The organism is Mesorhizobium sp. Arg314 (assembly GCF_053714275.1).
Map to the genome: position 1 here is coordinate 12,248 of NZ_JBSKBP010000045.1, position 25,402 is coordinate 37,649.

Annotated in this window: 27 protein-coding genes and 3 pseudogenes; 8 read left to right on the forward strand and 22 right to left on the reverse strand. The window is 60.5% G+C overall.

Going from position 1 to position 25,402, the window contains the following annotated elements; translation table 11 throughout:
- Window positions 1–696 precede the first annotated feature (696 nt).
- The 11 genes and pseudogenes from ACWGS9_RS29130 to ACWGS9_RS29180 all read right to left on the reverse strand — a co-directional run bounded on the left by ACWGS9_RS29130 (window position 697) and on the right by ACWGS9_RS29180 (window position 8,514).
- Window positions 697–1,722, reverse strand: coding sequence for an IS110 family RNA-guided transposase (locus tag ACWGS9_RS29130; RefSeq protein WP_454508482.1), 1,026 nt, complete (start codon window positions 1,720–1,722; stop codon window positions 697–699).
- Between the two features lie 187 nt (window positions 1,723–1,909).
- A pseudogene (locus ACWGS9_RS29135) lies at window positions 1,910–2,997 on the reverse strand (IS110 family RNA-guided transposase).
- A gap of 270 nt (window positions 2,998–3,267) precedes the next feature.
- The gene (locus ACWGS9_RS29140) at window positions 3,268–3,924 is read right to left on the reverse strand and encodes a lytic transglycosylase domain-containing protein (protein WP_454508483.1); all 657 of its coding nucleotides are present in this window, start codon (window positions 3,922–3,924) and stop codon (window positions 3,268–3,270) included.
- Window positions 3,925–4,307: 383 nt separating this feature from the next.
- Window positions 4,308–4,634, reverse strand: a complete 327-nt coding sequence (locus ACWGS9_RS29145) for a DUF736 domain-containing protein (RefSeq protein ID WP_454508484.1) — start codon at window positions 4,632–4,634, stop codon at window positions 4,308–4,310.
- Window positions 4,631–5,230: a S26 family signal peptidase gene (locus ACWGS9_RS29150; protein ID WP_454508485.1), complete on the reverse strand. Its 600-nt coding sequence runs from the start codon at window positions 5,228–5,230 to the stop codon at window positions 4,631–4,633. Before ACWGS9_RS29150 ends, ACWGS9_RS29145 begins: the two co-directional genes overlap by 4 nt.
- On the reverse strand, window positions 5,227–5,691 hold the full coding sequence (locus ACWGS9_RS29155; protein WP_454508486.1) for a DUF2840 domain-containing protein: 465 nt from the start codon (window positions 5,689–5,691) through the stop codon (window positions 5,227–5,229). The genes ACWGS9_RS29150 and ACWGS9_RS29155 overlap by 4 nt, the downstream gene beginning before the upstream one ends.
- 313 nt (window positions 5,692–6,004) lie before the next feature.
- Window positions 6,005–6,871, reverse strand: a complete 867-nt coding sequence (locus ACWGS9_RS29160) for a replication initiator protein A (RefSeq protein WP_454508487.1) — start codon at window positions 6,869–6,871, stop codon at window positions 6,005–6,007.
- Window positions 6,872–6,880: 9 nt separating this feature from the next.
- A complete protein-coding gene (locus ACWGS9_RS29165; RefSeq protein WP_454508488.1) occupies window positions 6,881–7,162 on the reverse strand; it encodes a helix-turn-helix transcriptional regulator in 282 nt (93 codons plus the stop codon).
- Window positions 7,163–7,307: 145 nt separating this feature from the next.
- Window positions 7,308–7,748 (reverse strand): DUF2285 domain-containing protein, encoded by a 441-nt coding sequence (locus ACWGS9_RS29170; protein ID WP_454508489.1) that lies wholly within the window; start codon window positions 7,746–7,748, stop codon window positions 7,308–7,310.
- Window positions 7,749–7,797: 49 nt separating this feature from the next.
- Window positions 7,798–8,094 (reverse strand): transcriptional regulator domain-containing protein, encoded by a 297-nt coding sequence (locus ACWGS9_RS29175; protein ID WP_454508490.1) that lies wholly within the window; start codon window positions 8,092–8,094, stop codon window positions 7,798–7,800.
- Between the two features lie 141 nt (window positions 8,095–8,235).
- Window positions 8,236–8,514, reverse strand: a complete 279-nt coding sequence (locus ACWGS9_RS29180) for a DNA -binding domain-containing protein (protein WP_454508491.1) — start codon at window positions 8,512–8,514, stop codon at window positions 8,236–8,238.
- Window positions 8,515–8,635: 121 nt separating this feature from the next.
- On the opposite strand from ACWGS9_RS29180, the gene ACWGS9_RS29185 reads away from it, so the two are divergent.
- Window positions 8,636–8,896, forward strand: coding sequence for a helix-turn-helix domain-containing protein (locus ACWGS9_RS29185; protein WP_454508492.1), 261 nt, complete (start codon window positions 8,636–8,638; stop codon window positions 8,894–8,896).
- A gap of 192 nt (window positions 8,897–9,088) precedes the next feature.
- On the opposite strand, the gene ACWGS9_RS29190 is transcribed toward ACWGS9_RS29185, so the two are convergent.
- Window positions 9,089–10,282 (reverse strand): DUF932 domain-containing protein, encoded by a 1,194-nt coding sequence (locus tag ACWGS9_RS29190; RefSeq protein ID WP_454508503.1) that lies wholly within the window; start codon window positions 10,280–10,282, stop codon window positions 9,089–9,091.
- On the opposite strand from ACWGS9_RS29190, the gene ACWGS9_RS29195 reads away from it, so the two are divergent.
- Window positions 10,206–10,370: a hypothetical protein gene (locus ACWGS9_RS29195; protein WP_454508509.1), complete on the forward strand. Its 165-nt coding sequence runs from the start codon at window positions 10,206–10,208 to the stop codon at window positions 10,368–10,370. The genes ACWGS9_RS29190 and ACWGS9_RS29195 overlap by 77 nt on opposite strands.
- Window positions 10,371–10,729: 359 nt before the next feature.
- A complete protein-coding gene (locus ACWGS9_RS29200) occupies window positions 10,730–11,254 on the forward strand; it encodes a Ros/MucR family transcriptional regulator (RefSeq protein ID WP_454508504.1) in 525 nt (174 codons plus the stop codon).
- 109 nt (window positions 11,255–11,363) lie between these two features.
- Here ACWGS9_RS29200 and ACWGS9_RS29205 read toward each other — a convergent pair.
- Together ACWGS9_RS29205 and ACWGS9_RS29210 are read right to left on the reverse strand one after the other, a co-directional pair.
- Window positions 11,364–11,673 (reverse strand): annotated as a pseudogene (locus ACWGS9_RS29205) (DUF736 domain-containing protein).
- 141 nt (window positions 11,674–11,814) lie between these two features.
- Window positions 11,815–12,141, reverse strand: a complete 327-nt coding sequence (locus ACWGS9_RS29210) for a DUF736 domain-containing protein (RefSeq protein ID WP_454508493.1) — start codon at window positions 12,139–12,141, stop codon at window positions 11,815–11,817.
- 1,255 nt (window positions 12,142–13,396) lie between these two features.
- Here ACWGS9_RS29210 and ACWGS9_RS29215 point away from each other — a divergent pair.
- The 4 genes from ACWGS9_RS29215 to ACWGS9_RS29230 all read left to right on the forward strand — a co-directional run bounded on the left by ACWGS9_RS29215 (window position 13,397) and on the right by ACWGS9_RS29230 (window position 16,901).
- Window positions 13,397–14,425, forward strand: coding sequence for an ABC transporter substrate-binding protein (locus ACWGS9_RS29215; protein WP_454508505.1), 1,029 nt, complete (start codon window positions 13,397–13,399; stop codon window positions 14,423–14,425).
- A 56-nt stretch (window positions 14,426–14,481) separates the two neighbouring features.
- Window positions 14,482–15,249 carry an ABC transporter ATP-binding protein gene (locus tag ACWGS9_RS29220; RefSeq protein WP_454508494.1) on the forward strand — a complete coding sequence of 256 codons (768 nt, stop codon included), beginning with the start codon at window positions 14,482–14,484 and terminating at the stop codon, window positions 15,247–15,249.
- The gene (locus ACWGS9_RS29225) at window positions 15,242–16,045 is read left to right on the forward strand and encodes an ABC transporter permease (RefSeq protein ID WP_454508495.1); all 804 of its coding nucleotides are present in this window, start codon (window positions 15,242–15,244) and stop codon (window positions 16,043–16,045) included. Before ACWGS9_RS29220 ends, ACWGS9_RS29225 begins: the two co-directional genes overlap by 8 nt.
- 103 nt (window positions 16,046–16,148) lie before the next feature.
- Window positions 16,149–16,901: a winged helix-turn-helix domain-containing protein gene (locus tag ACWGS9_RS29230; RefSeq protein WP_454508496.1), complete on the forward strand. Its 753-nt coding sequence runs from the start codon at window positions 16,149–16,151 to the stop codon at window positions 16,899–16,901.
- Window positions 16,902–17,531: 630 nt separating this feature from the next.
- Here ACWGS9_RS29230 and ACWGS9_RS29235 read toward each other — a convergent pair.
- From ACWGS9_RS29235 to ACWGS9_RS29265, 7 genes and pseudogenes are all read right to left on the reverse strand, one after another.
- On the reverse strand, window positions 17,532–17,885 hold the full coding sequence (locus tag ACWGS9_RS29235; RefSeq protein WP_454508506.1) for a hypothetical protein: 354 nt from the start codon (window positions 17,883–17,885) through the stop codon (window positions 17,532–17,534).
- 890 nt (window positions 17,886–18,775) lie between these two features.
- Window positions 18,776–19,123, reverse strand: coding sequence for a type 1 periplasmic-binding domain-containing protein (locus tag ACWGS9_RS29240; RefSeq protein WP_454508497.1), 348 nt, complete (start codon window positions 19,121–19,123; stop codon window positions 18,776–18,778).
- A 71-nt stretch (window positions 19,124–19,194) separates the two neighbouring features.
- On the reverse strand, window positions 19,195–20,043 hold the full coding sequence (locus ACWGS9_RS29245) for an IS3 family transposase (protein ID WP_454508507.1): 849 nt from the start codon (window positions 20,041–20,043) through the stop codon (window positions 19,195–19,197).
- Window positions 19,989–20,375 (reverse strand): transposase, encoded by a 387-nt coding sequence (locus tag ACWGS9_RS29250; RefSeq protein ID WP_454508498.1) that lies wholly within the window; start codon window positions 20,373–20,375, stop codon window positions 19,989–19,991. Before ACWGS9_RS29250 ends, ACWGS9_RS29245 begins: the two co-directional genes overlap by 55 nt.
- Window positions 20,376–20,428: 53 nt before the next feature.
- Window positions 20,429–21,085 (reverse strand): annotated as a pseudogene (locus ACWGS9_RS29255) (LacI family DNA-binding transcriptional regulator); the annotation flags it as partial.
- 394 nt (window positions 21,086–21,479) lie between these two features.
- Entirely contained in the window at window positions 21,480–22,169 is a 690-nt protein-coding gene (locus ACWGS9_RS29260; protein WP_454508499.1) for an OmpW/AlkL family protein, read from the reverse strand.
- Window positions 22,170–22,295: 126 nt separating this feature from the next.
- On the reverse strand, window positions 22,296–22,577 hold the full coding sequence (locus ACWGS9_RS29265; protein WP_454508500.1) for a hypothetical protein: 282 nt from the start codon (window positions 22,575–22,577) through the stop codon (window positions 22,296–22,298).
- Window positions 22,578–22,920: 343 nt separating this feature from the next.
- On the opposite strand from ACWGS9_RS29265, the gene ACWGS9_RS29270 reads away from it, so the two are divergent.
- Complete coding sequence (locus ACWGS9_RS29270) at window positions 22,921–23,193, forward strand: hypothetical protein (protein ID WP_454508501.1); 273 nt, start codon at window positions 22,921–22,923, stop codon at window positions 23,191–23,193.
- A 208-nt stretch (window positions 23,194–23,401) separates the two neighbouring features.
- Here the strand turns inward: ACWGS9_RS29270 and tnpC are convergent, their stop codons facing one another.
- A complete protein-coding gene (gene tnpC / locus ACWGS9_RS29275) occupies window positions 23,402–25,015 on the reverse strand; it encodes an IS66 family transposase (protein ID WP_454508508.1) in 1,614 nt (537 codons plus the stop codon).
- Between the last annotated feature and the right edge of the window lie 387 nt (window positions 25,016–25,402).

The following is a 25,402-nucleotide window of genomic DNA, read 5'->3' on the forward strand; positions in this document are numbered from 1 at the left end:
ATTGGCCCGCGAGGTGCGATCTCGATTGAAATGATTGCAGAAAGTCACATTGCGCAAGGTGCGGCCTTTGCCCGCGATGTGCAAAACAGGCGAGAAAGCCCAATCAACACAACCAACCGACCGAGCCGCACATCGCGGCCTTTTATCTTGCCATCTTAATCGGTTGTGCTTCCGGTGACCTTTTCGACATCGTCGTTCCTCTCTTTTGGTGCGATAATATACGAGTTTATTCTCTATGCTACGATGCCGCGTTCTGGCGTCGAATTCCGATGCGCCGTGCAATCTTCCGCGCTCTGCGACGGGGTTAATCGGCTGCACGAAAGCAGCGCTCGAACCGTCGTGGCGCACTTTTCCATCGGACTGACGGAGCATCGTCACAGGCAATCGAGCGCGGTCCGGCCGTCTGTCGATTGGCGCGGCCGCAGGCAATGTATGGCCCGCCCCGTCTGCAAGCGGAATGTTTTGAGAGGAACAACCGGTCTGCACCAATGTATCCGGCCTCGGCGCTTTAGGCGCCCTGCCAAGATGGAGATCCGCGCGCCCGGCTCCTAACAAGATACCCGGCCTCGAAAGGGCCGCTGCCTGCCGAAAGGTTTGCCGAACGCCGATCAACCGTTGGGCCATCTCTGTGTACATCCTCCCGCAGACTTCGTGCGGCCGAGCAGATGACGGGACGCATCGGCTCGACCAAACTCGTTACCCCTTGGAGGCCATCACCGCTTCGTATGGGCGCTGGTTTGACATCACGGCCCAGGCGATCCGGGCCAGCTTGTTGGCAAGTGCAACGGCCACCACATTGCGCTTGGCGCGCTGTAGCAGCGCTTGCAGCCAGGTGCCGAGCTGAGTGTCCATTCGCGCCAGATATGGCAGTACCGCTCGCGCGCCATGGATCAGCAGCACGCGCATGTAGGTGCTCCCGCGCTTGCTGATGCCCGTCAGCCGTGGCTTGCCGCCGGTCGTGATCTGACGTGGAACAAGCCCCAGCCAAGCAGCGAAGTCACGTCCCTTGGCAAACGCCGACACGTCGCCAACCGCCGCCGCCAGTGCTGTTGCATTGAGCGCACCGATGCCCGGGACGCTGCGCAACAAGCGGGCACGTTGATCGCTCTTCGCGAGCGCTTCGAACTCCTGATCGAGTTGCTTGATCCGATAATCGAGCGAGTGCAGTTCATCGACCATGTCATGAACGAGTTGCTGCGTCCTGGCGGTTAGGATCGTGTTGTTCGGCGGGTTCTCGCGCAGCCACAGGTTCAGCTTTGGGCGCCCCTTGGGAATGACGATGCCGCGATCGAACAGCACACCGCGCAGTTGATTGATCAGGGCCGTCCGGGTGCCGACCAGTCGCTCGCGCGCACGGTGCAAAGTCTGCACATCGAGTTGCTCTTCCGACTTGACCGGTACGAAGCGCATTGTCGGTCGTGTCGCCGCTTCGACGATTGCCTCCGCATCGCGATCATCGTTCTTGTGTGACTTCACGTACGGTTTCACATACTCAGGCGGCATCAGCCGAACGTCGTGTCCGCCGATGACGAACTGACGAGCGAGGTGATGAGCGCCGCAGCACGCCTCCATGCCAATGATGCAGCGCGGCTGCTTTTCGACGAATGCGGCAAGGGAGGGGCGGCGCATCCGGCGACGCAGAACAACCGCTCCTTCGCGGTCGAGGCCGACCAGGCTGCAGAGCGTCTTTCCAAGATCGATTCCGAGTACGACGATGTTCATTTCCTTCCTCCTTCTGACACGGACTGACAGTCTGTTCCGAACCGGAGGGGCGGGCCATCCCATAAGATAACGTGCGTTCCGCCGTTCCTGGTCTGCATCGGTCCTCATCCGCCGGGACGGATCCCTTGTGTCAGATGGCGCCCGTCACCATACGGTCGCCATGCGTTTCAACTTCCGTCGCGCCGCCTCATCGATGCGCTCCGAGCAGGCGCCGATCCTTGAGATCAGCGCGCTGGGCAGCATCGTTTCGGCTCGCCGCCGGATCGCCGACGTAGAACGTGCCGTCGTTCCACATCGCATGCATGATCACCGCCAACTTGCGCGCCACCGCGACACAGGCCTTTCGGTGGCAGGAGCGTTTGGCAATCTCCCGGCCCCAGCTCTTGACCTTGTCCCTGCCCTTGAAGCGCGTCATCAAACCCGACGCCGCCTCGTAGAGTGCGCGCCGCACGTCGGCGTCGCCGGCCTTCGAGATCCGTCCTGAACGTCGATCGAGGTGCCCGACTGCCAGCGTCGCGACGTCAGCCCGAAGTAGGCCGCGACGTCGCGCGAGCGGCGGAAGCGCGACGGATCGTCGATCGCCGTCATGAACGAAAGCGCCGTCACCGGGCCGACGCCGGGGATTGCCATAAAGCGCCGGCACGGCTTGCTGCGTGCCACCATTTTGACGACAAGATCGTGCAGCCTGCAGTACTGCCTCCAAAGCGCGGCGCGCGCCGACAGCATAGCGTCCATCAGCTCAGACGACAGCGGATCGTCCACCACGGCCTGGCGCACCGCCTGCTCAAAGGCCCCGCGGCCGACCTTGCCCAAGCGGATGCCGAACGACTTCAGCGAATGGCGGATAGCGTTTTCCAAGTCGAGGAACTTGGCCTTCAGATTGCGCCGGTGCGTCAGCAGAAGCTGCGTCCGGTAGCAGCTTTCCGACTTGATATAGGCCTGTCGGAACCAGCCGGTGCGCATGATGTGAGCGATGCCGAGCGCATCGGCCTTGTCGGTCTTGTTGCGCTGCGCCGACAGCGCCGCGCGCACACGCAACGTTTCCAGGCAAATGGCCGGCAGGCCGAGTTTCTTGAGTTCGGGATGCAGCCAGGGCGACAGCGACCCCGCCTCGTGGCCGATGCGGCGCAGGCGCGGCAGAAACGGCTTCAACACCGCAAACAGCGCATCGGGATCCGTCACCGCCGTCGTTTCAAGATGCACCGCGCCATGATCGTCGACGACACACACCGCCGTCTCCTCCATCGCCACGTCCAGTCCACAAAAGAATTCCATGGTTCGCCTCCTGCGTTGCTTCACAGGCGAAGATTTTGCCGCCGAGTCGCCGACGGCCGCCAGTCGAGCTGCGGCCGGCGCACAGCTTTGCTGCCCGGCCAAGCGCCCGCCCCGATTACGGGCGGCAATCCCTCCCCGACTTCCTCTGTGAACTGCCCTCCCGCCGCCAATCCCGCGACACAGCAGGCCAAAGTGCGATTTGCGACAAATCCGGCGACCATCGCGATGCACCGAGAGGTCGGGGAATAAAGAGGCTGTTTGCAGCCGACTTCAATGCCGGACGAGCTTCTTCAGACTCAGTGCCCGGCGCGGTTCAAGCGCCGTCAGATCGTTCACCACAGCGTGGATCTGCGGCGGCATGTCAGCTGAACGGATCTGCGTGAACACGGTTTGGCCGACAGGATCGGTGCCTCCGTTGCCCCGCGACACTGTGTCATTCATCGCGGCCGCGTCGCGCTCAAAGAGCGGCGAACGATCTGCGCTCGACCTGCTTCCCAATCCTCGCGAGCGGAGGGGGATCTCAATAGCTCCCTTGATCAGCGGCATGAGCTTCGCAACATAGTCGATCGTCTCACGAGGCAGCGGACGACCGATCGAAAGATGCTCCTGATAGCGTTCTGGTCCGGCATTGTAGGCGGCGAGAAAACCCTTCGGACCGAAGCGATTGAGCATCTCGCAGAGATAGGCAGTGCCGGCGATGATGTTGTCGCGAGGGTCGAATGGATCGTTGCCGAGGCCATACTTGATGCGCAGTTCTTCCCAGGTGGCGGGCATGATCTGCATTAAGCCCATGGCGCCCTTGGGCGAGACGGCATGGACATCACTGAGGCTCTCGACATACATCACAGAGCGTATCAACCGCTCGGACAGGTCAAAACGTTTGGCAGCCTCGCAGACGTAACTGGACCAGTCACCCCTCTCTGCCATCGCTGTTCCGGCGCAAGGTTTTGGCGCTGGTCGCTGTGATGCTCCCCCCGCGTCGGCCGCAGAACCAAGCAAGAGCAACGCACATACCGAGAGCAGTGTCATGCAGGTGCGATTGGTGGCGCGCGCACCGCTGTCCCGACACGCCGAGAGCCTGCCGCCGTGCTCGCTTCCGTCAAGGGCAAGGCTCCGCCGACAGGACCTGCTTCCCATGCGCAGCAGCGCAAACAACGGCTCAATCGATGGGCAAGCGTCTGGTCGCCCTTGACCTCTGCTGCGCGCGACAGCCGCCGGACCGGCGATCGGGTCGAAGGGTTTGACCGGTATTCGATCGATCAAAGGGTTTGGCAGGGTAAGATCGGTGATGCGCGATCGAAGCATCGAACTCAGGCTCGCTCTTCGCGCTTCGAGGGCCGGCTCCAGTGCAGATTCCAGACGTCCTTTTCGGTGGGTACCTGGAAGAGATTGGCGCGAATCGGCTGTGTGAACGACGGATCGTCGATGAGCACCGAGAGATAGGCGCCAGCCTTCTCGCCGGTGCGATCCCACGCCGCACCGATCTCGACGCCGTCGCAATAGATACGATGTTCCGGCGCATTCTCCACGTCCGATTTCTCGACAGGCAGGATGGCGAGCTTGGCGTCGATCGTGAGCGTGCAGATGTTGCCGAAGAAGCCGTCATCATTGCGGGTGAAGGTACCGATCTGGGTCATGCGGTAGTCCTTTCGTTGGTGGGAGGAATTGAGCCATCGCGGCTCTCGAGAAGACGTTCACCAGATAAATGCGGCGCCGGAGGTGTGTTGACGTTTGTCCAGACGGGAACAGCCCTGCCGACGACAGCGGTTGTGGGAAGCGGGCCGAAGTAGCGGCCGTCAAAACTGTCCGCGATGCCCCGGTTCATGAGGAATACTTCGCGAGCGCCAATGACGCGGCAGCCCTGCCAAGTGGGCAAGGGCCTGCCGCGGCTGTCGCGCTCGCGCGCAAATCCGTAGGTCACACGGCCTACGATGATGGCTCGGCCGCGGCGACAGACAGCATCCCCGCCAAGCGCCAGGACGCGCTTCAGCAGCGGCACGCCACGGGGCAGATATCGGCGCTCGGCGAGGAAGCCGGCGAGTGGCTCAGGTGGCTCGATGACGGCAAGATCGCCGACATTAAGCGCGCGGCCGAGCTCAACACGATAGAGTCCGATTGGAACACTCGCCGATGCGTTCCAGATCAACCAAGGGGCGTGTTTGCTCCAGGCAGGAGCGACGACAAGCCCCGCGCTGGCGAGCATAGCCGAGACGATCATTGGACGCGCATTCATGGCTCAATCCGCCGACGCAGCAGCCACGCTTCGTGACGCTGCCGTGTGTAAGGCCGAGGGTTTTCGCGCGCGGCATGCCGGCTATGAACATGGCGCCAGTATTCCGGTGAGACATCTGTCGCATCAACGCCGGTCGCCTCGACGGCGTCGATGACCTGCAGCACCCTCTCCACCTTCGGCCAGCCGATAGCGGTGAGCAGGATGTCAGCGCCTGGTCGTACATAGGCGACAGTCGAACACCGTTTACCGGGACCGACGGCACGCAGGATGTCGAGGCGTGAGGCAACGGTACCGAAGTCGTTCGCCGTCCAGCGGACGAATGAGAAAACACTGCCCGGCGTGAAGGCCACGATCCGTCGACTTCTGTCGATGATCCTGTTCTCGACGGTCTTGCCGAACCGGATGTAGTTTTCGATCCGCTTCTTCAACCAAAGCAATTCGACATGGGTGAGGTCGCTCACGCCGCCCTCCCCTTGCCGTGCCAAGCGGACGCAACAGCGACCGAGGTCGTCGGTCGATCGTCCGTCACGCGAGGATTTGAGCTGATTTCGACCCTCTTGAACGCGCGCCAGCTGTCGGACGTTGGCGGTTCTTCACAGCTTCCCGGACGCAAGCCGGCCGTTAGAAAGAATCCGTAGGATTCTGTGTTAGGCAAGTTAGTGGCCCAAATTCGGCTTTCGGTTCCATAGCTTGAGCATCGGTCGGGTTCCCGAAATGACGAGAATCGGGTTCCTGAAATCCCGTGTCCCTGGGTTCCCGAAATGACGAGCTGATTCACAGGTTTTCCTCCGCAGTCCGCGCCTTGCGAAAGCGCGTGAATGAATCCGGGTGGGAGGCCTTGAAGGTCAACAGCGGCTCGCCGGCCTGGGTCACGCCGAGTTCGAGCCGGTAGCCTGGGAGTGATTGCCGGCGAACGATGCCGCGCACCTCGAAGGCGAAGCGCTTGTAGGCTGACAGGCTGCCGGATTTGACATGGAGATGACGAAGGTCGAACGACCAGCCATGTGCCTGTCGGCCACCATGTTTTCGCACGAGCCGATAGAGCCAGCGCTCTATGCCGCCCGTCAGGTCGAAGTAAGTACGGTCGATGGTGAGCACGAAGGCGTCGACCAGGATGCCGGCGTAGAACCAGTCCGGCAGGACTAACTCGATGCCGAGCGGCCGACCGCGTTGGTCGACGCGCTCTTTCCACTCGTTGATCCAGGAGAAGCGGTGCATGCGCCGTTCGGTCGGTTGCCGGATCGTGGTGGCGACGGTGGTCGACTGCAGCCTGTCGAACGCCGCCTTGAGCAGCAGGTACTCACGTGCGGACGTGCCGCGACCAATGAAGGTCAGGATCTCGTGCGGCGTTGCCGCCATCAGGCGCGACGTCTCGAGCCCGTTGTCACGCGCATCGACGATCTGCGAGGCTGCCCAGATCAGGATGTCCGCATCCCAGATGGTTGCCATCCCGTGGTCGATCGTCGCCTCAACACGGATCGCGATCTCGCCCATGCGAAAGTCGATCGCCGTGATGCGGCGTGACTTTGCGAGCGAAAAGAACGGCCAGGCCATCAAATCCTGCGCGTCACGCAAGGCCATCTTGCCTGGTCGCGCATGAAACAGCGCAACGGGTTCCAGGTTTGTGGGCGACGCGTGCATCTCAGTGCCTCAGCGCTGCTTGCCGGCATAGGCAGGTGCCCGCGCCGCGTGCGGCTTGGCGGGGGGAAGCTCGATGGCGTTTGTGTCGCTGGTCGATGACCGGGCGCCCTGGTCGATCCATGCATGCAGATCATCAATGTCGTAGAGAACGCGGCCGCCGATCTTCCGATATCTGGGACCGGTGCCGTAGGTCCGGTGCTTTTCCAGTGTCCGGACACAAAGGCCGACGACAGGAGCAGCCTCCTTCGTCCGAAGATATTTTTTGGGCGCGCCCGCGGGACCACTCGACATTGCTCGATCTCCATTCGGTTTTGCTGTCGCCCTGGCCTGCCGGGACGCGCGAAACGGACGATGGCGAATTGCGAAAACGGGAGGGAGGGCAAAGATCGGGACAGCGTTTTTGCTACCCCCTTTGCCGAAAACCTCAGAGGTCGGACTAGCGGCCTCGGCTTTGCGGATAGAGCAACAGATCGCGATAGCCGCCGGCGACCAGGCGATCGGCGCGGCGCAGGATGGCGCGCACCTTGTGGCGAAGATGATGATCGCGCCAGTCGCGCGGCGCGATGGGCTCGCGGGATAGGAGTGCTTCCGCGATCCGGTGGTAGGACGCCCTGGCACACCTGCCGTCATAGGCGCGCAGGTTGAGAATGTGTCTGAGCTTCGTCTGCTGCGGCAGGGAACCGTAGCCCTGGCCGGGAGGTCGGCCGTTCAGCGCCCGACAGCAACGGCGCGCCGCGTCGAGCCTTGTCTCGATATTCTCGTCGAGCGGGAGGATGATGGCGTCAATGCCAAGCGGGCTGTCAAATTTACTGGAGACAACATGATGCGCCTCGCGCGCCGGCCGCCAAATGGTGTGGACCTGATCACCCTCGGCCAATGTGCGAGCGCCATCGAGATTGGCAAGTTGGATGACCGGCCGCGAAGTATCAGCAGAAGTAGCCAGCTTTGTCGCGCGAAGAACCCGAGGCCAAGCCTGTTCGGTCCAGACGATGTGCTTGGATGACAGAGGCTCGTCGCCGGCGGCAGTGAAATCGCGCGCCCCATTGAGTGGCGAAATCTGGTGAGCCTATCAATTCTCCGGGCGCCACTACAGCCGACGCAAGCCGGTCAGCTTCGGCAACGAAGCCGTCGTTGCGGATCAGATATTCGGCAGCGAATTCCGCGGCTTGATAGTCGCGCATATGTGCATACGCCGCCGGATCGGTCCAACCGCTTCGCGACATGGCAATGGTCCTTTATTCGATGCCCGCAGTTGGTCGCGAGCTTCGGAGTCAGCATCCGAATAGAGGGTTGGCTTGGGTAGTCAGAGAGTTGGCAAACCGGTTTGCTGATTCAGCACAGCCCCGAAACGCCGGCGGTGCCGCTTAGTGCGGGGCCCCGCCAGCCAGCAGATATTTGTAGCCGCTGGTCGTCATCCATCGGGCGCGGGCAAGGTGGGTCTCCCATGCCTTGAAAGCTCGCTCCGGCTCTTTGGCAGGATCAATGTGGAGGACGATCCTCGCGACCTCGCGCCAATCGGCGTTTTCGGCTGCTGCGTCGAGAAGGCGAATGTAGGTGAGCAGCCGCTCCTCGTCGTAGCCGGTCAGAACCGATGTGCTCGGCGCAACGTCGGCGACTTCCGGATCCAGCAGCGGCTTAAGCATGGCGGTTAGCCTTCAGGTTTAGAGCTACCAACTGAGCCAACTTCAATCTGATTATCAGTTTTTCTGGTTATGTGAATTTCCATTTAATTGATCTGCCGGCTTCGTCAAGGACCGGCAAATCATGCAGAAGACGCTTCGCTCGCCTCGACACGTGCGTCTTGTCCAGTTGATCGTCGACAAACGTAAGGAAGCTGGTTTGAGCCAAGCCGATTTGGCGAAAGCGATAGATCGCTATCAATCAGTCGTCGCAGCGATTGAATCCGGAGGCAGACGAATTGACGTTGTTGAGTTCCTGGATCTCGCTGAAACGATCGGCTTCGATCCGCATGAGGTACTTGGCCAGGTCATGTCGGTTCGAAACACGAAGGCAAGGAACCCGTGACGTTGCAAATCTTGCTATCTTCGTAAACTCGACTGAAGTCGCATCGCGAGCCGGGCGGAGCCCGGCGAGCGGGGGCCATATGCGCGAACGAGCTAGCACTGCTTTGGCAGATTTTTTGTTCTGGGAGCGTCTACCAAAGATTCCGAGCGACATCTGCGCGGCCGGACATCCGGCCGCGCAGCGTCGTGCCGGTCAAGCCGCCTTTTTGAGCAACGCCTTAGCCTTCCCTTCAAGCTCAAGACGGCTGTCCTGATGGGATTTGGTACGGGCATGCGCAGTCATGCCTTGCACGAAATCGAAAATGCTTTCGGGTGGCCTACCTTCTTCGTGCAAGACCGCCTCGATGATCTTGCCGGTTTCGGCCTTGGAGAACCCGCGCTTGCGCAGGAAGGTTTCGCGGTCGTCATCGCTGCGGGCGACAATCTGCTCGCGCGCGGCCTTGATGCCGGCGATGAACGGCGCCGGCGATGAGTTGGCGAAACTGGTCAAGGCAGGAGCAGCCTCGTGGGCAAAGCGTTGCGCCGCGAATTTCGAATGCCGGATGCTGATTTCCTCGAAGCCTTCGACACCCCAAAGGTTGCGGTTCATGCATACCGCGCGAAGATAAAATGAGGCGATGCCAAGCGTCTTGCTGCCGACTTCCGAATTCCAGCAATAAAAGCCCCGGAAATACAAATCCGGCTCTCCGTTTGGCAGGCGTCCCGCCTCGATAGGATGGGTGTCGTCGACGAGAAACAGGAACACGTCGCGGTCGCTGGCGTAAAGCGTGGTGGTGTCCTTGGTGATGTCCACAAACGCATTGTGCGTCATTGTTGACCAGTCCAGCATGCCGGGCACTTTCCACATGGTGTCACCAGTGCCGTTGCCGGCGATCTTCATGACGGCTGCAACCAGCTCGTGATCCCAGATGCGGCCATAGTCAGGCCCGGTGACGGCACGAAGCTCGATACGTCCGTCCTCCGCCTCCAAGGTTTTTACAAGCTCGGCGCGATGATTGAGCATGCCGTGCTGCAGATTGATGCCTGCCAGCGGTGCGGGAAGCTGGCGCATGTAGGTTGCGGGCGCACCGACAAGGCTGCATAGCTGGCCGAAACTCCAATGAGTGGGCGCGATCATCTGATCCTGTCCAGGAACGATCAGCGAAAGCCGATCGGCATTGTCCCGGCTTGCCTCGACGCGAACCGCGCTGCTCTCAACGGTGCGGGCCGTGGCACGATCCGCACGTGTCCGCACAGCATCATAAAGCTCGCTCAGCGACAGATAGCGCTCATCGTCAGGACGCGAGAACCATTCCGACGATACGCGCCCGATGCGCTCGCCGCGCGAGATGTCGACGCGAAAGCCGTCGGAAACAGGCTTCTGCTGGTTGCTATCGGCGCTACTGATGTTCGTGGTCATGTTCATCATTGTGGTCACTCCTTTTTATGTCGATGCCGAAGGCATGTCCTGCGGCATGCCTTCCGGGGGCGCGTGAGCGCGCGGGAGTGATGGGGGCCATTGCCGGCGCGCGGAGCCGGGCTGCACGGTCGAGCGAAGTGGACGGGATTGATCGTGATGGTTGGTGATCGGTCGGCCGCTTTGCGAGCCGGCGGCCCTGCTCTGCACAGGCGGCAATGGCGGGGAAGCGAGGGGAAAGTCTCCTCGCTTCCCTGAAAACGATCGTCAGCGTCGGTCGGTTGCGATCAGATCATGACATTGGTACTTTGCCGACTTGATATTCGCTGCGAATGAGGATCGTCGGGACGATAACGAATTATTTGCTTGATGATCAGATAGACGGCTACACACATTTTTGTTGTTGCCCGAGAACCAAGAGGAAAAGAGTTGATGACCATGTCCGATGACCAGCAGAACGAGGCCGATCTCGTGTCGATCGCTGCCGATATCGTCTCCGCCTATGTTTCGAACAACCCGGTGCCGGTGGCGGAGCTGCCGAAACTGATCGGCGATATCCATGTCGCACTACAGAACGTCGGCACACCAAAGACCGAACCTGCCGTGAAACTGGAGCCAGCCGTATCGATCAGGAAGTCGGTGACGCCGGACTACCTCATCTGTCTGGAAGACGGAAAGAAGTTCAAATCGCTGAAGCGGCACCTCGCCACACATTACAATCTGAGCCCTGAGGAATACCGACAGAAGTGGAGCCTGCCTACCGACTATCCAATGGTGGCACCGAACTATGCCGCCACCCGCTCGGCGCTGGCAAAGGCAGCCGGGCTCGGCCAAAAGCCGGCGGCACCGGAAGCCAAAGTGGAGAAGCCGAAAGGGATGCCTCGCGCCGCTGCAGCGACTGTAACGACAGCGACTGCAAAGTCGCCGGTTAAGAAAACGCGCAAAGTTGCTGCCAAAGCCTAATTGGCTCTGGTCGCCTGCCGCATCGAACTGGGTAGGATCGGGCGGCAGCGGATGAGCATGGTGAAGCCCCGGCGTGACGCGCCGGGGCTTCTTTTGTTTTGAGTCGATTTCACTCAGTGGCTCGGCGGGACCAGATGAGGGAGAATTCACCCTCGGTTTCGGTCTCGATCAGGCTCACAAAGATCGGAGCGGGGAAGCTCGGATCGTCGAGCTTGACGGAGTGATAGTCCCGGCCTTCGCGCGAGGTCTTCCACCAAGCCGCCCCGAACCCTGGCGCCGGCGAAGATGCAGTAGTCGGGACCCTTTTCGTTGTCGCCCTCGGCGGGGACCAAGTCCACGCTCTTGACGTTGAGGTTGAGGGTCTTGACGGAGCCCTTGAAGCCCTTGGCGGTGCGGGAAAAAGTGCCGATGGTTGCCATTGTCGTGGTTCCTTCTGTTGATCGGGTCGCGACCATCGCGGCCTCACATAAGAGATCACTCGTCAAGCTGTGGCTCTGAGCTGCTGCGTGGCCGGCTTTTGAATGACGCCCCGCCGGATACGGAGCGTCATACCGAAGTGGTCAGTCGCCGTTGCGACGGTTCGGTCGTGACCAGATGAGGCTATAGCCCTGACCGTCCTCACCCTCGACCAGGTTGGCGTAGATCGGGGCGGTGAAGCTGGGATCGTCGAGCTTGAGCCCCAAGTACTTGCGGCCCTCATTGGACTGCTTGGACCAGGCGGCACCGATCTCGATCCGGCCGACGAAGACCCGGTGGCTGGGAGCGTTTTCGCCGATGGGGCGCGTATCGGGAACGATACGGACCTTCTTGGCCTGGAGGGAGAGGGTGACGATCTCGCCGTTGAACTCGTTGTCGCTGGACTGCTGGAAGTTGCCGATGGTAGCCATTGTCGTTCTCCTGACTGGTTGCCGAAGCCGCCCTATGCGGCCTCGATAGCGGTCGTGAGGCGACGTTCGGGCCGACTGCATCCTGTGGACCGCAGCGTCAGCGGAGGACGGCGGCAGCCGAGCTTGTTGTTCCGCGAGGAATGCGGCAAAGCCGCAGGGGAAGAAGGTCGGCGAAGCCGTTGCAGGAAGAGGCCCGAGTGGCGCCAGACCAGCCAGCAGAGAGGCCGTACCGGGCGGATTTCAGAATCAGTCTCACGAAAACGATGGACCATTGGCCCTTCAGCAATGCGTTCAGCATAAGCAGCGCAGCCACAACCACCACCACATGAACCTGAGGTCCGAGCCCATTCCTGATCCGCGCGTTTGCGACCTCACATCCAGTCGCCGCTCGAGCAGCTGCACGATTATCCCGCCTTCGGCGGCAAGGGCTCTGGAGGGCGTGACCAATCTCGATGACGGCGTTTAACCGATGCCGAAATGCGGTTGTTCACCTGGTTCCGGCGCGGGTTGATTAGGCCCGGTCCGACCTCTGATTCACCTAGTCGTCATGGCCTGATGACCACTCCCTCTATCGCTACGCCGGCGCTGACGTACTTCCGTAAAGCCACGACCAGCTCGCGGGCTGGCGCCGTGGTCATCACCTTTTTGAAGCGGCCGTCATTCTGGGCTACGCGCTCGCTGAACCATCGACTGAGCAACGAACCCGGTTGGTGTCGCAGCCAAAGCCAGCATTCCAGTAGCGTCGATCGCAATCGCGGATTTCCGGACTTCCCGATCCCCTGTTCCCGGTCGATCGATCGGCTCTGCCAGAGCGTCGGCACAAGACCGGGTGGCATAAGTCGCAAATTCCCAACAAACGCATCTGACTTTCGTCAGCTCCGCCAAGCTCGGTTCGACCGCGCCGAGCCGTACATGGACAATCAATGCGGCCATCACTCCCGATTCTCGTCAGCTGCTCGACAGGTTGGCCTTGTAGTCTCAGCAATCGAGAAATTCGCAGCCAGCTGCTGCGATCTGCGAGCCTGCATCCGACGTAGGTGGAGGATAGTTGGAACCATGGTCCCGCCTGACGTCACACCGCATAGATCAGCAGCACCAGATGGACCAAGCGGCCGTTGACCGACGCAACAAATCCGCGTGCCTCACAAGCTGGTGCAGATCCTCCCGCCGTGTTGTCTCTGCCGAGCATGCAAAGCGGCTCGATAGGCCAGCCCAGCAGCCAGACATAGAGAGCCACCATAAAAGGAAATGGAGCATGACTAAGGTCGCGATAAACCGCCGCCAGGCAATTGTTGGTCTCGGGATAGCGGGCGCTTTGAACGTCTCTGGCCGGCTCACCTATGCTGCCACGAAGATAAACCTTGGCGTCATGCGTCTTTCCAGCCATGCGCCCAGTTTCATCGCGTTCGAGCGGGGCTATTACAAGGACGAAGGGCAGGACGTGGAATTGGAGTTCTTCGAGGCCGCTCAGCCGATGGCCCTGGCGATTGCCTCGGGCGATGCCGATTATGCCGTCACCGCGATGAGCGGCGGACTCGTGAGCCTCGCCAAAAAACACGCAATCAAGGTGATCGGCGGCGCACTGACTGAGGAGAAGGGTCGCGTCGGCTCTATCATCCTGGCCTCCGAAACAGCCTACCAGGGCGGCCTAACCACGCCGAAGGACCTGAGCGGCAAGAGTTTCGGTATCACCACAGCCGGCTCCTCCTTTCACTACATGTGCCACAAGATCGCCGAAGCGAACGGCATCCCAATGTCGCAAATCACGTTGCGCCGGCTTCAGAAGGTCGGCGCAATCATCGGTGCGCTGGGCACCGGGCAGATCGACGCCTGGGCCATCCAGGGCAGCATCGCCGATAAGATGCTCGCCGAAGGCAATGCCAAGCAGATCGGCCTGGTGTCCGACTATGCGCCCAATTATCAGGTGACCACGGTGTTCACCTCAGCGAATAATGCCGCCAACGAGCGGCAGAAGACTGAAGCCTTTATTCGCGCCCACTCGAGGGCGATCGACGACTACAACGCCGCCCTCGTCGACAAGACCGCAAAACCGGAGGAAGTGGATGAGGTGGCCAAGATCATCCACAAATATGTGGATTCCGACCGTCCGTTCCAAGCCGCGAAGGAGACCTTCGTCAAAAGCGCCATGCGCATCAGGAAGGGCTGTGCGCTTGCACTCGATTCCGTGACGGATCAGCTTAACTGGTTGAAGGCGGAGAAGATGGTGAGCGAGACGATCACGCCAGAGATGCTCTTCGATATATCCTACGTCAAGACGATCTGACCCCCACGGGCCCACAAACGGAACATCGGTCGCCCCCGGCCGGCGTGAGAGAAGATATGGAACTGCTGCTTAGGAATGTTCACCACCGCTATGGCCTCGTGGAGGTTCTGAGCGACGTCTCGCTCAGGATCCCACAGGGTGAGATCGTGTGCGTGATCGGCCCGTCGGGATGCGGCAAATCTACCCTGCTGCGCTTCCTAGGCGGGTTGGAGCGTCCGACAGGCGGGACCGTGCTGCAGGTCGGTGCCCCGCCAGCCGAATCGCTCAATCCTCTTACCTATGTCTTCCAACATTTCGCCCTGCTGCCGTGGCGGACCGTGGAAGGCAATGTGAAGCTGGTACTGGAGGATCACAGGCTGCGCGCGAAGGACGTCGAGCGGATCGTCGACGATGTCCTTGCCCGCACGCGGCTCTCCGATTTCCGCGCTACTCTGCCGAAGCAACTATCGGGGGGCATGCGTCAGCGCGTTGGGATTGCCCGCGCTCTGGCGGTCAGTCCGGCGGTGATGCTCATGGACGAACCGATGTCGGCCCTCGACAGCCAGACGCGCGAGGTTCTGATGGATGATCTCGTCTCGCTCTGGACGAGCCAGCCTTTTACCGCGGTCTATGTTACGCACAATCTGGCCGAGGCTGTGCGACTGGGACATCGGATAGTCGTGCTTTCCCGTCGGCCCGGACGCATCCGCCATATCGTCAAAATCCATCAGCCACTGGCCGAGAGATGCGCCAGCGCTCCGGTTCTGGAGAAGATGCAGATGCATCTCTGGAACCTGATGAGAGACGAGGCAATGGCCGCAGATCAGGAACTGCTGCATGGTTGACATCACCCCAGTCACACAACCCGTCAACTTCCGCGGCGGCGGCTTCGCGCCCACTCGCGTCCCTTTTGTCGGTCTCCTCGTTTTCATCGTCCTGATTGGACTGGCAGAGATCGGCACGCGTACCGGCTTCATCTCGGGCCTAACGCTGCCTCGTCCCTCGGCGGTCCTCGAGACCTTCGTCCAGCTTTGTCAGACCGGATTGCTATGGCAGCACTTGCTGCCATCGCTGCGGCGTCTTGCTATTGGCGCTTCCATCGGCATTGCTTTTGGCATCGCAATCGGCGTCTTAATCGGACTGTTCAGCCTCATACGCGCCGGTCTCCTGCCACTAGTCGCGGCGCTCTTTCCCATCCCCAAGATAGCATTGCTGCCGCTCTTCGTTATCTGGTTCGGTATCGACGAGGCATCGAAATATGCGCTGATCGCTTTGGGTACCTTCACCCCTACGGTGGTCGCCACGCACGGAGCGGTTGACAATGTCGACCGCAACTTGATCCGGATGGGCCAGAGCTTCGGCCTCTCTCGGCGCTCGATTGTGCGCAAGATCGTTCTGCCCGGCGCATTGCCCGGCATCCTGTCGGGCCTGCGCGTCTCCATCTCCATCGCCATCACTCTACTGGTCGCAGCAGAGATGCTCGGTGCCGAGCATGGCGTAGGCGCCTACATCCTGGATGCAGGAGCACTCTACAATCTGGAGCGCCTGTTCGCCGGGGTCACGATGCTTTCCCTGATTGGCCTGGCCGTCAATTGGTTTATCGGCCGCATTGAGGGGCACTTGCTGGCCTGGCGCACCTAACCAGCGGCCAGCGACCGCAAGCGTCTTGGGAGGCTGCGCCCGGCCGCTCAGAGCTTCAGGAATGCGAGAACGCGACAGGGTGGGTTGGGTATGGAGACGATATATGAGCGAGGCCCGCAAAATCAGGAGCGTCCTTGTAGTCGATGATGTTCTCGCGCTTAATCTGACCATGGAAGAACACGTTCTGCGCAGCAATTGGTCGACTACTGCAGCGGGTCCGCATGCGGAAGCGTTAAAGATTTGCCAGAGGCTGAAGCCCGACGTTGTCATTGCCAGTTTCGATCTTGGCCAGGACGACCCTGGACTCGTGCGCGATCTCCGAAACCTCGGGGACGTCTCCATTTTCGTGGTTGAGAGTCCGGGCGAGAACGACAAAGCAATCTGGCTTGGATCCGGCGCCGACGAGTGTCTGCGTAAGATGCGTGAGTTCCTGGTGCGCGTTAATTCTGTCGTCAGGCGCCTGTCTGCCGACCCCATGGAAGGCCACAGAAGGTCACAATCGGGAAGATGGCTTTTCGGCGGATGGGAGCTACGCTTGAAAACGCGGCAGCTGCGTAATCCTTCAGGCGCATTGGTGCCCCTAACCCAGGGCGAGTATGCCCTCCTAGTTGCTTTCCTGGAGGCGGCAGAACGGCCGTTGTCGCGAGAATATCTGCAACGGGCCACTCGCATCCACGGCGAGATTTCAGACCGCAGCATCGATGTTCAGATCTTGCGCTTGCGTCGGAAGCTCGAAAAAGATGCGCGTGCTCCACAGTTGATAAAAACCAGACGTGGCATCGGTTACGTCTTCAGTATCCCGGCGGAGCTGTCGGATATGACAATGGAGCCAGAGATTACTCGTTTTTTATGCTGAAGGTGAGGAGGGCATGGCCCCTGGGGCGTTCATGTATCGACCCGATGGAATCCTCCCGGAATGGCCCTGTTAGTGCGTTGAAGATCGATGCCAATCCCACTTCGGATGCTCCTCCTCCCCCAAGGGGACGGCAACGCCAGGGCTTCGCAGAGCCGGACAACTCCTAACTCGAGCCCGCGGCGCGTGGCTTGGACCGGCCGGGAGCGGCTGAAGCTGAAGCGGCACACCCAAGCGGTGCGGGTCTTTCCCCGCGCCGACAGCTGCCTCCGGCCGAACGGGCTCTGGCGTTAAAGACCAAAGAGAACTGGCCGGAGGCGCCATACCGCAAATCGCGCAATGCCGTTGGGGCGAGCGGCACACGCTCAGATGCCGGGGATTGCCGATCTCAGCGGCTATTGGTCTGCCATTCAGCCTCTCCGCTGCCGATCTATTGGCATGTACTCGCCCTTTTACGACGTCGTGCCGGCAGCCGGCGCGACCGGCGCGGGGCTCAGCAAATCGGCGTCGAGGGTGCGACATCGGTCATTGCTAGAGCCATTCCGGGAAGAGCGCCGAGCGGTTTCCGCCAGGATGGCATGACCAATGCTTTGGGCGGTCTAGCGATCCGATCTGATCCTATCAAAGGCCTCACTAGCGTACGGGCAGTGCGCTTGCGGACATCTCGAAAACATCGAGCAGGATTGCCAGTCCAACCCCGCATGCGGTAAGGATGAGGCCGGTCATGAAGATATGGTTGGCACGTTCGAAAACCTGCCGGCGCAGTGAGTTCAGACCGAGCAGTATGGACAATGCCCGCATCTGCAGTGCGATACCGCCCAGGATCGGTACAACGGCGAAAAGATCATACAGTCGCCACGGCACCGGGTTCGCCGCCCAATGCGTGACGAAGCCCAGCGAGAATGCAACTAAGATGCCGACGACGGTAATGGTGCCATTGCGAAACAAGGTCTCGATCAGTTCTTCCTTGGGGTTCTGCTCGTCCAAGCTGTTCTCCCTTACGGCGATCGACCGGATGGTTCGCGGGCAGACTAATGTCGCCAAAATGCGTAGCGGTTTTTGAGAAGCGACATATAAGAGAATCGCGTCAGTGGAAAGCCGGGTCAGCGGCTGCATGTCGGGGCGGGACATGGTCGCGAATCGGCCAAATAAGAACAGCAGCAACAACAGGGCTGAAGAGGCCACTCCCTCCCTGTTGCTGACACGGCCAAACTGGGCGGTAGTGCGTCACAGCCAACAAACAGCGGTATCGGACGGGGGATTGTAGCGCGCATAGCTGGCAAAGCAGCGAGCCGCCGTCTTCCCGCCAAGCCCCGCAACTGCTACCGGCGACCGTGCCTGCGAGCGCAAAACCGCGCAAGGCGGCGATGCCGATTTCGTCGTGATGTTGTCTGGGGAGCTCGAAAGACTGGAGGGTGCAGGCATTGTTTTTGGCGGGGCGGGTATGATCAGGCGCAAAGCGCGCTTAAATTTTGCTTGGATTGGAGAGGCGATTCGTCCGCCTTTGGTTCCTCGATTGTCGCGGCCGGAAAAATTTGGATGGATATTTGGCCACATGGACCGGCTGCTGCATAGTCCTTGCAACGCCGGTTGCACCCTTGACCATGTGCACTGGCCAGGGGTCGCGCCTCGCCTCCGGGAAGGATCTTGCCGACGAAGACGTCGCCAGCGAAGGGTTACCCGCCGGCTTCGCAATGCCCTTCTGGGGCGCGCACATCGAATGAGGATGACCTTCGGCCGGAAACCATTCGCCCACAGTTGGCTGAGGCGCGCACAGTTGGGCTCAAAGAAATGTGCGCCAACCCAGGTCTCATTTGGAGAGGTGACGGCTCCATTCCGATGCGACGATCCGAATGCGACGATAAGATTTTATCACTTCATATATTTTCCGGAAGATAGATGTCGAATGACAGGAACGTCTGTGCGGGCGTGTCCGTGCTTCCGGTTTCGATGGCCCGGGCCATCAGCGTCATCAGCTCCTGGCAAAGCCGGCGCAGCGGCGTGGCGATGGCCATCGTGATAATGCCATCTGCAAGCGCGGCCCGTGACTCCGGCGTCATCTCGTTCACGATGGCGACGAAACCCCGGTCTTCGCCTTTTTTTCTGAGCGCCGAGATTGCTCCCTCCATGCGGCCGCCGGCTACATAAAGGCCGACGAGCTCGGGCTCCTGCAGCATCACATCCAGTGTTGCCTCGTAGGTGATCCGTCGTGTCTCACTTTTCATGGGTATTTCAAGGATTTCGAAGGTCGGCGCTGGAGTGAACCCCGTGAGCTGGACCAGGCGGGGCCGTCAAACTAAGCCGCTTTCCGGGCGAGTTGGATTTCAAATTCCTCTGGTGTTCGATAGCCAAGGGCTGAATGCAGCCTTTTCGAGTTGTAGACCTCTTCGATGAACCTCGGCAATCGTTCGGCTACGTCGGCAAAGCTGTCGTAGCCAGCCACATAGACGTCCTCGACCTTCAAGGTCTTCATGAAGCTCTCAGCCTGCGCATTGTGGTAGGGATTGCCGATCGCGCTCATCGAGCCGCGCAGGCCGGCCGTTTCGAGCGCTCTTCGATAAGTTTCGGACGCATATTGGCACCCACGGTCGGTGTGGTGGATGCAGCCTGGCGGCGGTCTCCTGCTTGTCAGAGCGGAGCGCAAGGCAGCAAGCGCCAAGGGCGTGTCGAGCCGTCGGGATAAGGCATAGCCGACGACCTTGCGGCTGCAGGCATCGAGAATGACTGCGAGGTAGCAGAAGCCGGTGGCAATTCGGATGTATGTGAAATCGGCAACCCAGACCATGTCAGGCCGATCCGGGATCACATTGCGGTAGAGGTTCGGGTAGATCGGGGAATCGTGGCTGCTGTCGGTCGTGCGCACATAACGCCTGCGCGGCTTGATCCCCAAGCTTGCCGCCCTCATCACACGGGCTACGCGCTTATGGTTGACCAGGTGCCCGCGCCTGCGCAACTCGTGGGTCACCCGCCGATAGCCGTAGCAGGGCAGTTCGTCCTGGATGTCCTCGATGATGGTGACGAGTTCCATATCCCAGAGTTTGGCCGTTTTGGTTGTGGCGCGATAGTAGAAGGTGCTCCTCGGCAGATCGATCACTTTACACCCCCGTCTGACGGAGCAGGCCGAGGGCCGGTGACGATGAAGGATCTCTCGCTGTCGCCGGCGATCGGCTGCCGCGGTGTTTTTTTGGCAAGGTCCAACTCCATCGTGAGTTGGCCGACCTTGCGCTCGAGAGCCGCGATGCGCGCTTCGTATTCTGCGATGACGCTGGCCTCGGCTTCCTCGTCATTTAGTTCGCCCCGGTCGAACTGTGTCAGCCAAAGCTGAATCAGGTTTGCCGAGACGCTATATGTGCGTTGGGCATCGCGACGCCCGATGACGCCGCCGCGGATGTCTTGGCAGAGCTGCAGTTTGAATTGCGTCGAGTGCCGACGATATGGACCTCGTGACTTCATGAGCCTTCTCCGTTCAAGGCCCATCGAACGTATCAGTTTTTCACGCCCGCCTGGTCCAGCTCACGGGGTTCACTCCACGCGTTCTCACGAAAATAGGAGCGAAAGGCGACTTCCCGAAGCTCGGGGCCCTGGCACCGATCGCTGACGGCAAAGACCGCCACCTTCCCCGGCCGTTTTGCGGCTTTGGAAAACATCCAGGCTGCGGTGCGCCCGACTTTGCGGTTGTTGAGGCCGACATAGCCTTGGCGCACGCCGGTGGCGAAATCGGAGAGCAGCGAAAAAACCGGGATGCCTTTCGCTTTGAGGTCTTCGACGGCTGCCGTGATTGTCGGATGATCCGGCGCCACCATGGCGATCGCGTTGCAGCGGGCCCCAAGGTCCTGCAGGAGTGCGGTCAGATCGCCCGGGGTATGCGACGCCGCGAATTCGATTACCGCGGTGCCTCGGAAGGCGTTTGCAGCGTCGACTGCCGCTTCCACTTGGCGCGCGAAATCCTGGTAGAAATGCCGGGCCGGCTCTCGGAGGATAAAGCCCAGGCGATATTGCGGCAGGTCCGGCTGCCGGCGCGGCTGGACGTGGCCGATCGCGTGGTAGCCAATAGCGGCGGCCGCGGCCCAGACCCGCAGCGCGGTCTGCTTCCGCACCGGATGACGGGCGTTCAGAACCCGATCCACGGTCGCGACGCTGACTCCCGCTTCGCGGGCAAGATCCGCAATCGTTGGTCGCTTGGCCATGATCGATTCTGCAAACGTTATCAGGAAGGAGGGGAAGTGGTTGATCCACGTTAATAAGTCGTAACGCGCTCAGGTTCATGCCCGCAGCGCACAAACTTACGGCCAGGAGGAGTTGGAGAATCATCAGGCTGCTGGGGAACTACGTCGAGTGGATAGCGCGGATGTCCTTGTCTGCAGGCGCGGGCGCCGCTTTGCTGAAGCAACTGTCGGGGCTGTATGCGTCAGAGCGCCGCGATGCGCGCGCCGGCGCTTATTCGGGAAGTGATGCTGGGCGAGCCAAGCTTCGCAGATGCTGTATTGCGAGGCCTTCCTGGGAAGGAGCCAGGCAGCATGCAATTCGCTAGGCTCGCCAAGTGCTGAGGTGCGGCTTGCGGCGCCGCCTGGTTGTGACGTGTCAGAAGCTGTAGGTGACACCCGTTCCGATCAGCCAAGGATTCAGCTTGGCTTTGCCCGTGACGTTCGTGCCGCCGACCACTGCGTCAAATTTCGGCTCGAGAAAGAGCTTCTTGACGTCGAAATTGATGCCCCAATGCTGATCTAGCTTGTAGTCGAATCCGACCTGCACAGCGCCGCCGAACGTGTTCTTGACGTCGAGAGCGTCGGCGGTGCCCGTATTCTGGTTATAAAAGATCGAGTAGTTTATGCCTGCGCCGACGTAGGGTTTGAAAGCGCCGAAATCGGAGAAGTGGTATTGTAGCGTGAGGGTTGGCGGCAGCACCCAAGTCTTGCCGATGTTGGCCAGCCCACCGATCGTTCCCTCACCGTAGATATTGGCGTAGGTCGTGCCGAGTATGAGTTCAGCGGCGAGATGGTGGGTGAAGTAATAGGTAACGTCCAATTCCGGTATCGCCGTGTCCGAATAAGAAAGGCCGGAGCCGGGAATTCCGTTGACGTTGCCTTTATCGTCCGTGATCACCCCCAGCGAACGCAGGCGAACTTGCCAAGGGCTAGGTTCGACCAAATCGACCGTGTGCTGCGTCGCATCCACGATTTGTCCATCCGCTGCCGCCGCGTGCTGGAGTCCTGTCATGACAAACGCAATGCAAAGTGCGCTTCCGCGTCCTGGCCTTTTCCAGTCTCTCATTATGCTCTCCTTGAAATCCGAAATTCGGGTGCGCGGCAGCAATGTCAGCCCTCACGAGCCGCTCAGCTGATTTGGATCAATGGCGGGATGAATTTAATTGGAGTGAGAACTTTCTTAATAAAAGTTTCATGTCAGCGGGCCTTTGCGATAGGACTCGCGGCCCATTTCAACATTATCTCGTTCACCCATTGCCGGTCCCCGCGCTATCATCAGCCGTTCGGCCGGAACCGCCGTCGAGCGGGGCGAGGTCGGGGTCTTGGCCCTATCCAGCCACAGGACGGTATCGCCACGATCGTCGACCACAACGGTGCGGAAGATTCGCATGATGCCCCGCTCGTCGATCGCGTCGAAGGCGACGCCGAGCACGTCGAACCTGCGAAGGCCGCACGTGATCAGCAGCGCGACCAAGAGTGTCATAGGATACTTGCACGCTCAGGTGAGCTTCCGCCGCCGCCTGGTCGGAGAAGATCGCCGACCGCGAGGGCGAAGGTATTGAACGATAAATTATGCCAAATTGCATGATGACCAGCGCTGGCTGGCGGCCGGCGAGCGGCGTGTCGCGATCCCGCACAGTCGCTGAGAAGCTAATCAGGGCGAAGGTCGTGCGCTCGCACCGTGACTTCGCCCAGCTGTTTGCGGGCCATCCAGGCGCATGAACTCCTGCACCGTTTCCACCGCGAGAGAAACGGCACGGGCCGCCAAATAGCCCCTATCAATGCAGATGACGACCTGAGAGGCTGGCACGCCGAAGGTGAAGGGCGACTACGACGCACTGCGCGACCTATTTGTCGACATCATCGCCGAGGCCGTCGAGATGAAAGTAAGCGAGACGGTCGCCGTCACAGTCGAAGTGGTGAAGGCAAAGAAGCCATCCGACCCGAAGAAGGTCTCTGCGGGCAATATCCTGACGACCGAAGGTGTGACCGCCGCGGCCATACCGCCCAAGCTATTGGAGGACGTTGCGGGCTGCTGCCGCCACCGAGGACCTGATACCGACGGTCAAAATCCTGAAGGAATGGTGTGATGCAAGCAGTTTTTGCCCCATGCGCAAAGGCTTTGCCACTCGCGCAAATCGCCAAGTCAAACGTCGAGGCCGGCATGCGCGCTCCCGTTTACGACCGTTTGAGGCGGGATAGTCGGTTCGCCGGATGCATCGTGGACGCGCTGATATCGCCGCGTGCGATCACTGCCGGTCAATGCAGGACTCGCACGAAGCGATGCTGGGTAAGCGGTTAGCTGATGGCGTCTGGTTTGAAGTTCCAGGGCATGAGCATGTCGATTTCGGCTGCGGACCAGCGTTGAGCAATGCGGGTCAAGGTCTGGGAGAGCCAGGCGAGCGGATCGACGTTGTTCATTTTTGCCGTTTCCAGAAGGGTCGCCACGGTCGCCCAAGTTCGTCCACCGCCCTCGCTGCCGGCAAACAGGCTGTCTTTACGAGTAATTGTCTGGGGCCTGATGGCGCGCTCGACGATGTTGGAGTCGATTTCGATACGACCGTCCGTGAGAAAGCGTTCCAGCGCCTCGCGCCGGGTAAGCGCGTAGCGGATCGCCTCGGCGGTTTTGGATTTTCCGGAGACCTTGCACAGTTGCGTTTCCCACAGCTCGAACAGGCTCGCGACGATGCCCGTAGATTTTTCCTGGCGGAGCGCAGCGCGGCTATCGGCATTCTTCCCGCGGACCTCATCCTCGATCTTCCACAGCTCAGTCATGGCGGTGAGCGAATCCGTCGTGACCTGCGAGACCTTGCTGATATGCAGGTCGTAAAGCTTGCGACGCAGCTGGGCCCAGCAGCCCGCCAGCCTGACGATTTCATTGCTGCTGGTTTTGGCCCGCGTCTTGGCTAGATCGGTATAGGCCGAGTAGCCATCCACCTGCACAATGCCGTTGAATCCGGCGAGATGGCGCGGCACGCAATCCGCTCCCCTGCTGTCCTCAAAACGATAGGCAACCATGGGCGGACTGGTTCCACCGTATGGTCGATCATCGCGCGCATAGGCCCATAACCAGGCTTTCATGGTCTTGCCGGCGCCTGGGAGAAGCGTAGGCAAGGGCGTTTCGTCAGCGAAGATCCTTTCGCCCTCCTTGATGCGCTCAAGGATATAATCAGCCAGCATCTGCAGCTCGAAGCCCAGATGCCCCATCCACAGAGCCATCAATGATCGGCTGAGTTCGACGCCATCGCGCAGATAGCTCGCCTCCTGCCGGTAAAGCGGAAGGCCGTCGGCGTATTTCGACACGGCGATATAGGCAAGGAGCCGCTCTGTCGGCGGGCCGCTTTCGACGATGTGTGCCGGCGCTAGCGCCTGGATCACACCGTCACGATCCCTGAAGGCATATTTGGGACGGCGTGTCACGATGACGCGTAGCTTCGGCGGCACGACGTCCAGCCGTTCGGATCGATCCTCGCCGATCAGAACCTTTTCCAGCCCTGCGCAATCGGCCGGGATTTCCGGCTCGAGGACTTCCTCAATGCGTTCGAAATGCGCGGCAAAGCCCTTGCGCGGATGCGGAGGACGCTTCGGCCTGTCCTTGACCGCGCGATCGAGTTCGCTCTGGATCGCGGAAAGGCCAGTCTCGACCTCTTCGAAGGCAAAGCAAGCCTGCTCGTCGCTGATTGGCAGGCGCAGCCGTTCGGAACGCTTGCCGTATTGCGCGCGCTTCAGCACCTTCACGATCGACGTGAGGTTGGCGATCCGCTCGTTGGCGCTTCTCTTGACCAGCCGGGCAACCTTCGCAGTCGCTGCTGCAAGCTGGGCTTGGTTTGCAACCCGCTCGCTGGCCATCGCGAGGATCATCGCCTTCAGTGTATCGACGTCGTCCGGCAGATCGGGAGCAGGCAAAACCATGCGGGAAGGAGAGCACAAAAACAGACGCTTTCCCAACAGTTACAACATCATGAGTCATCTTGCCGCAGTCACAGGCAAAAGGCCCCCTAACCTTGGCCGGCCGGATCTTTTTCCAGTCCAGCCAGTCAGAAGTGCCATCAATTGCGACTGGTCCAGACGCTTGCGCGCCGCCGATATCGTCGGCCAGCAGAAGCCGTCCTCTATCTCCTTGGCCATCATGCCAGATGACCTTCAACAAATTTCCCCATTTCCCCCTGAAGCAAAACAGGTTGCCCCAAGGGGATTATGTTTGAGGACCTCCTGCACCCGTAGCGCCGGCGGTGGAAAGCCACATCCCATATCGGTGTAGCCTGTCGCCAACCACAAACGCCCCTTTCTGTCGGGATC